Source organism: Enterococcus italicus DSM 15952 (assembly GCF_000185365.1).
Classification (GTDB): Bacteria; Bacillota; Bacilli; order Lactobacillales; family Enterococcaceae; genus Enterococcus_G; species Enterococcus_G italicus.
The window spans coordinates 1498449-1506216 of record NZ_GL622241.1; the positions used below are offsets into that span (position 1 = coordinate 1498449).

3 protein-coding genes, 3 pseudogenes and 1 other annotated feature are annotated in these 7768 nt (G+C 35.8%); of the genes and pseudogenes, 2 read left to right on the forward strand and 4 right to left on the reverse strand.

The window, feature by feature from the left end; all coding sequences use genetic code 11:
* A pseudogene (locus tag HMPREF9088_RS11675) lies at nucleotides 1-338 on the forward strand (IS30 family transposase); the annotation flags it as partial.
* 193 nt (nucleotides 339-531) lie between these two features.
* Nucleotides 532-1290, forward strand: a pseudogene (locus HMPREF9088_RS12685) (IS30 family transposase); the annotation flags it as partial.
* 557 nt (nucleotides 1291-1847) lie between these two features.
* Here the strand turns inward: HMPREF9088_RS12685 and HMPREF9088_RS12610 are convergent.
* The 4 genes and pseudogenes from HMPREF9088_RS12610 to HMPREF9088_RS07045 form a co-directional block, all read right to left on the reverse strand.
* Nucleotides 1848-1895 (reverse strand): hypothetical protein, encoded by a 48-nt coding sequence (locus HMPREF9088_RS12610; RefSeq protein WP_286011695.1) that lies wholly within the window; start codon nucleotides 1893-1895, stop codon nucleotides 1848-1850.
* Between the two features lie 275 nt (nucleotides 1896-2170).
* Complete coding sequence (locus HMPREF9088_RS07035; protein ID WP_040366741.1) at nucleotides 2171-4930, reverse strand: cation-translocating P-type ATPase; 2760 nt, start codon at nucleotides 4928-4930, stop codon at nucleotides 2171-2173.
* Between the two features lie 52 nt (nucleotides 4931-4982).
* Nucleotides 4983-5028: a sequence feature (sodium ion sensor (DUF1646 type); this cis-regulatory element may regulate processes involved in with the transportation of sodium ions), on the reverse strand.
* A gap of 115 nt (nucleotides 5029-5143) precedes the next feature.
* Nucleotides 5144-6083: pseudogene (gene floA, locus HMPREF9088_RS07040) on the reverse strand (flotillin-like protein FloA).
* Nucleotides 6084-6304: 221 nt separating this feature from the next.
* On the reverse strand, nucleotides 6305-7663 hold the full coding sequence (locus HMPREF9088_RS07045) for a TrkH family potassium uptake protein (RefSeq protein ID WP_007208491.1): 1359 nt from the start codon (nucleotides 7661-7663) through the stop codon (nucleotides 6305-6307).
* Nucleotides 7664-7768: the final 105 nt, after the last annotated feature.

Genomic DNA, 7768 nt, shown 5'->3' on the forward strand with positions numbered 1-7768 from the left:
TCATCACTCTTCAGCCAGAAGGCAGACGAGCTATAGATATTGAAAATCGTTTGAACCAGTGGATGAAATCTGTACCTAAGCATCTATTCAAATCAATGACTTTTGATTGTGGAAAGGAATTTTCAAATTGGAAATCAATCAGTAATATCAATGATAGTGATATCTATTTTGCAGATCCTGGTGCACCATCATAAAGAGGATTGAATGAAAACTCTAATGGTTTATTACGTAAAGATGGTTTACCAAAGCAAATGAATTTCAACGAAGTTGATGAATCTTTTATCAAATTTATTGTGTTAAAAAGAAATAATATCTCTCGAAAATCATTAAACTATTAAACACCAATAGAAGTATTCTTGAGTCACATAAGCAAAGAGGACTTGTCTAACTTAATTTGACAATTAAAAAATCAAGTTAGCCATCTAAGAAAATAAAAAAACATCGTGGTGAACTATCGTGTATTATTGGGGTTCCAACACCAAACCAATAAGGAGACTTGCACAACTTCAAAAGGGTCAGCACCTAACTGAAATGGAATGAGAAAAAATTGCTGCTTGGCATTCTGAAGGAATGTCAAATCGGCAGGTTACTAAGAAAATTGGTGTTGCACCGCAAACTATCCGCAATGAATTCAAGCGTGGAGACTTGAAACAAGTCAAACTTATTAATGGGAAAACACGCTATTTTACTGACTACAATGCTGAGTTTGCACAAAATATGTATCAAATAAATCGTTTGAACTGTCATCGGAAAGAGAAATTTCCAAAAGCACGAGCATTCCTTTCATTTTTTGTGTATCTCTTCAAAACCAAAGGTTACTCACCTGATGTCACTGTCGGTGTCGCTAAGTGTCACTCCTTATTTGCGTCAGAAGAAATGGTCAGTACCACAACGTTGTATAAGATTATTGATGATCAACGATTAGAAGTGCGAAACATTGATTTAGAGATGAAAATGAAACGTTGCATAACGAAAAAGCATCCCGAAAAAATCGGAAAATATTGGGGAAAAGCATCGAAGAGCGTCCAGCTTCTGTGACTTCTCGTGAAGAGTTCGGGCACTTTGAAATTGATACGGTCATTGGGAGACGAAATGGAGCAGAGACAGCATTGTTAGCCCTAACGGAACGTAAAACACGCTTTGAAATTATTTGGGCTATTGATACAAAAGATGCAGCTTTCGTGACTTATGCCATCAATCAGTTGATTCATGAATACGGGGCTTCTTTTTCTAGTGTATTCCGTTGCATCACTTCAGATTAATGGGTCTGAATTTGTTCAATTATCTGAATAACTTTCCGGGTTAACAATTGAAGAAATTGCCGAGAAAAATTTTAGGCTATCTGACGCCACAAACAGCGTTTGAACAAGCACTGAAGCAAACGCTTAGTTGATTTGACAATGAGCCTCTCGCACCATGACTTCCGTCTGGGAAGGCTGGCAATACCATCCTGTATGAATCAGACCATCATGGCGCTACTCATTATCAAATCAACACGGATACTTAGCAATAACATACGAATTTCACTTTTTTCAAAAAGTGGCTAACTTGTTCTTGAAATTTTTGTTTTTTATTTAATTTTATTTACAGTTATTCTTTTTACTTTTACTGTAACTATAGATACTAGATTTTTCTATAAAGCTAAATTAACTACTATGATTTTCCAAGTACTGTTCTAATTTGTCGAAAAATAATTCATTATCAATGTGCTCCAATTCATCCAAAATTTCTACAATTTCTTTTTCAGAACAGTCCAAACACCTCTCTAGAAATTTAGTTAATAAAGTTTGCTTTTTTTTCTAAATAATCAATATGTCTCATTGCTTTTCAGTTAGGCTAACTCCTTGTTAAGCTGTATATTTAACAAATTCTTCTTCGGCTAGTCTTTGAAACATTTCCGTTACAGACGACTTCGTGATTCCTAATTTTTTTTGCTAATACTCCAGTTCGAGCAATTCCATCTCGCATTTGGTAATGACTAATTAACTTTAAATATTCTTCTTTTTCGTCTGAAAAAATCTCATCGACTCACCTTCTTTCAATTTTAGCGACGGTGTAAAATTTAATACTAACCCTTGACCAATCATTCATTTGTTACTACCAACCTATCTATCAAGCTAGATATTTTTCAATTACTTATGGAGAAAAGCCTAGCTATTTTCGATAGCTATTACCAAATTTTAATACCAAACAACTCTTTCATGCCCGATAAAATCAAGGTAGGTAAGGCTGGAACAAACAGTACCAGTAAATAGATTGGCAACGTCAATGGTGCTGTGCCCATTACTATATTAAAGAATGGGATAATCGTCACCAGATAAGAAGAAATACCTGCAAATAGAACAGCTGCAATTAAATATTTGTTTTCAAATGGGTTTCTTCTAAATAATGTTTTCGTGCTTCGCGCATCAAAAACATGCCATAATTGGCCATAAACCAGTGTTAAGAAAGCTACGGTTTGGGCTTGATTACTTGATAACCCTTGGTGAGCCGCCCATAAGAATGCAACATAAACCAATACTCCCATAAAAATTCCGCGAATCAAGACACGAGACCAAGTATAATTTGCTAGAACCGATTCGTTTGGATCTCTCGGCTGTTCCTCCATAATATCAGACTCAGCGACATCATATCCTAGTGAAAAAGAAGGCACTGCATCGCTTACCATATTGACCCATAAAATCATCAAAGCAGTTAATGTTGGTGTCGCACCAGGAACATTGCCGATTGATTGTGTAAAGAAGATTAAACCAATCAATAATGAAAAAACTTCTGCTACATTGGTTGTTAATTCATGACGCATAAAATTTTTAATATTGGCATAAATGGTTCGACCACTTTTAACAGATTGTTCAATTGTTGTGAATTTATCGTCCATCAGAATTAAGTCGGCTGAATCTTTCGTCACTTCGGTTCCAGCAATCCCCATAGCGATACCAATATCCGCAGCGCGTAATGCAGGTGCATCATTGACACCATCACCGGTCATTGCGACAATTTGTCCGTGCTTTTGTAATTGTTTAACAATGCGTTGTTTATGTTCAGGTGACACACGAGCATAGATATTCGTATGGTTCACATGACTATATAATTCTTCATCAGACATCTTCTCGATTTCAATACCTTTAATCACTATCGCATCTACTGTATCAACAATACCTAATTCTAAGGCAATTGCTTTGGCCGTTTTTTCATGGTCCCCTGTAATCATAACAACTTCGACATTCGCTTTTTTCAATGTACTTACAGATTCTTTGACTTCTTCACGAGCAGGATCAATAATCCCGGCAACGCCGGTAATAATTAACTGTTTTTCTAACTCTTCGACAGATCCATTCATTGCTTCTTGTTCCGTAATTTCTCTATAACCAACAGCTAATGTACGTAAGGCTGCTTCTGCATACTCTTCGACGGTATCTACGAATGATTGTTTTGCTTCCTCTGAAGAATCAACTTTATGATTGATTAAAATGCCTGTACTTTTATTAACCAATACATCTGGCGCGCCTTTGGTATATACTAGATAACGCTCGTCTTCTTTAACAATGACACTCATCATTTTACGACTACTCGTAAAGGGCAATGTACGGACAATTTCTTTTTCTTGTTCTAGTTTTTCTTTCTTTACACCTGCTTTTAAACCTAAAACTGTTAATGCGACTTCTGTTGGATTCCCAAACGGTTTATATTCACCATCTGTTTCTTTGACAGTCGCTTCATTACATAAAACAGCTCCTTCTAAAAAGGCTAGTGTATCAGACAACTTGGCACTTGCTTCTGGTGAATGAATGTCACCTGTTGGCGCATATCCTAGTCCAGACACCGCGTAATAATGGCCGTTGCTATAATACTTAACCACCGTCATTTCGTTTTTCGTTAAGGTACCGGTTTTATCCGAACAAATATAAGAGGTCGCTCCTAAAGTTTCTACACTGGAAAGAGATTTAATAAGGCCTCTATTTTGTGCCATTTTAGAAGCACCAATTGTCAATACAATCGACAATACTGCAGGCAACGCATCAGGAATAGAAGCTACTGCTAAAGCAATGGATGTCGAAAGCACAGAACCAATCGATGTAAAACTGATTTCCCCTGCCTGAATCATACCAATCACAAAAGTAAATAGAATGACACCAGCTGAAATCAGCATTAAAGTCTTTGTCAATTTATTAACCGTATTCTGTAAGGGAGATGGTTTATCTTCTACAGCTTGAATTAATTGTGCAATATTTCCTAATTCAGTGTCTAAACCTGTAGCAACGACTAAACCAATTCCTTGCCCATTTGAAACAGTAGAGCCTGAAAAGCCCATATTTTTTCTATCACCAATTTCAACAACTTCATCAATTGCTTCAGTATTTTTATGAATTGCATCTGATTCGCCAGTTAAATGTGCTTCCATCACTTGCAATTCATTCGTTTGAATCCAACGTACATCTGCTTCAACGAAATCGCCTACCTCTGCTTTGATTAAATCCCCCACCACAACATCTGTAGCAGTAATTTTTTCCCAGCTCCCATTTCTTAAGACCGTTGTTTGACGATTGTTCATCTCTTTTAAGGCATTTAAACTCTTACGCGCACTAATTTCTTGCCAGAAACCTAAACAAGCATTGATGACAATTAAAATAAAAATAGCGGCTGCTTCATACAAAGATTCTATTCCATGCTGCACATCTCCTTTTACCTGAATGGAATAAAAAGAACTCAGTAAAGATAATACAATAGCTCCCATCAATACGATGACAATGGGTTCTTTAAAATTCTTCAAGAAGACTTTCCAGTAGGGATTTTCTTTTTCATCAGGCAGCTTATTCACTCCGTATTGCTCTCTGAGAATACGAACCCGTTCATTTGTTAATCCGTTCGTTGAATCAACCTCAAATCGCTTGATTAATTTTTCTTTTTTTCTTGATAAAAATGCATAAATAACTTCCTTTCTTTTTTTCTAAACAACGCAAAAAGAGCGCAAGCAAACAAGACTCTCCTCACCCTTGGAGAATATGTCTTGAAAGCTTGCGCCCAACCTGATTATTTATGAAATTAGTATTAATTTAACAAAGATTTTCTACTTTGTCTATCCAAATGCCTAAAAAACATAAATTCTTTTTTTACTGCTCAATCATTATCGTAGACTGAAAAACTATTCTTCACTAGTTTTTTCTGTACTTGAAGAAAGCGACGTTCGCATCTCAGTATCAGCATGGATATTTTTTAGTTTGTAGTAATCCATTGCACCTAATGTTCCCTTTTGTAATGCTTCTGCCATAGCTAAGGGAACTTCCGCCTCTGCCTCGACAATGTTTGCACGATTTTTTCAACTTCTGCGCGCATTTCTTGTTCTTCTGCAACTGCCATAGAACGACGCTCTTCTGCCTTGGCTTGCGCAATATTTTTATCAGCTTCGGATTGATCCGTTTGTAATTGTGCTCCAATGTTACGCCCCACATCTACGTCAGCAATATCAATGGACAGAATTTCAAAAGCTGTTCCTGAATCCAATACTTTACTTAAAACTGTTTTAGAAATAGCCTCAGGACTTTTCATCACTAGATCATGCCTTTCAGCTGAACCCACTGTTGTGACAATCCCTTCACCTACACGGGCAATAATTGTATCTTCACCTGCTCCACCAACAAGTCGTTCAATATTGGCACGGACAGTGACTTTGGCTTTAACTATAATTTCAATCCCATTTTTTGCTACAGCACCAATCATCGGTGTTTCAATTACTTTGGGATTAACTGATAATTGAACGGCTTCAAAAACATCTCTTCCAGCTAAATCAATTGCTGCGGCTTTCTCAAATTATAAATCAATATCTGCGCGATGAGAAGCGGTGAGAAGCGATTAGAGCATCAATCACACGATTGACATTTCCTCCAGCCAAATAATGTGCCTCTAATTGATCAGTTGTTAAGTCTAACCCAGTTTTCGTTGCTTTAATTAACGGTTGAATAATTTGTCGAGGAGAAACTCGTCTCAAACGCATCCCAATTAATGTACCTAAACCAACTTTAACACCTGAAAAATACGCCGAAATCCACAATTCTACTGGAACAAAACTAAAAAAACAGACTCATGATAAATAAAATTAGAATAGCAACTATGAATATCCCTATAGTTCCGTTACTTATTCTATCCACTGGATCCTCCTTTGTTATACAAATCTTTACTTTCATTACGCTATTATTTTATCATAATATATTTTTAACTATTTAGCTATTCAATTACACTTATTTACTTTTTTGTAACTTGGTTTAATCATTACATTAATAAAATAGTGTACTCCTACATCATGAATCTATCCAATGATTACCGTTTCTTCTGGATATTTAATTTTCACCTCAACTTTATTTTCCTTTATAATCAAAGAGAAAAATACAGTTAGTACACCCACTCTCCCAAGAAACATCAATATTGCAACAACGATTTTCCCAATTGATGATAACTCCGGTGTTAACCCCATAGTCAAGCCAACAGTCCCAATGGCTGAAATAACTTCAAAAACGATATATTCTAAGCCTAATTGATTGACATTTGGAATCGTCTCTGTCACAGATAGAATCATTGTACTGACAATTATCACAGTTAAAAACATAAAGAATAAAACAAATGCTCGAGAAACACTTTCTTCCCTAATCGTTCGTTCACGAAATTCTGCTCGACTTCTCCCATGAAAAGTGGAATACATCTTGATTAAAAGCACACCAAAAGTTGTTGTTTTAAACCCACCTGCGGTTGAACCTGATGTTCCCCCAATAAACATAAGTAGCATTGTTAACATTAATCCGGCGTGAGACATTGAAAAATAGTCAATTGAGAAAAAGCCAGCTGTTCGAGGGGTTACAGAAAGAAATATCGTATTAAAGAATCGATGGATAATACTTCCTGTCCAAAAGTTCGAATTATTGTATTCAGTAATAAAAAAACCAATAATACCTATGAACAATAAAGTACCAGTCACTCGTAAGGCAATTTGACTATGTAGACTCAATCGATGTCTAGCTTGTTTCATTGTTAAGACATCATGCCAAACAAAAAAGCCCAAACCTCCTGAAATAATTAAACAGCTGATTACCATCAAAACCCACGGATCGTTTTGAAACCCTACTAAACTATCGCCAAATAAATCAAATCCTGCATTACAAAAACTAGAAACTGCATGAAACAAACTATACCATAGTCCCTTTCCCCATCCAAATAAAGGAACAAACCGAAATGCTAACAAAACCATACCTATTCCTTGAATAGAAAAAGCAATCTTTACTACAGAAAATAATACTTTTATTTCACCAGACATTTGTTCTGTATTAAATGCTTCTCGTAAAATCATGCGTGTACTAAGTCCTACTTTTTGTTTCATTAAGACAAAAAAGAAGATTGGAATTGTCATAAATCCTAACCCACCAATCTCAATCAATAACAAGATAATACTTTGGCCAAAAACACTCCAATGCTCACTTGTTGTAACTGTCGTTAATCCAGTGACGCAAATAGCAGATGTCGCCGTAAATAGCGCATCTAGAAATTCTGTTTGCATACCGTTTCTTGAAGAAATTGGTAGCATCAAAATGCTAGCACCTAATAAAATTAATCCTAAAAAACCACTTGTTATCCACTGAACTGGTGAAAAAGAGAGTATTCTCTTTCTTTTTTTCATCTTTCCTATCCCTCACTATCTCTCTACATTTTTTTATAATCATTCATTTCTCTACACTATTTTAAATGTATTTTTTAGATAATAACTGCTCCATGATAGCATGAA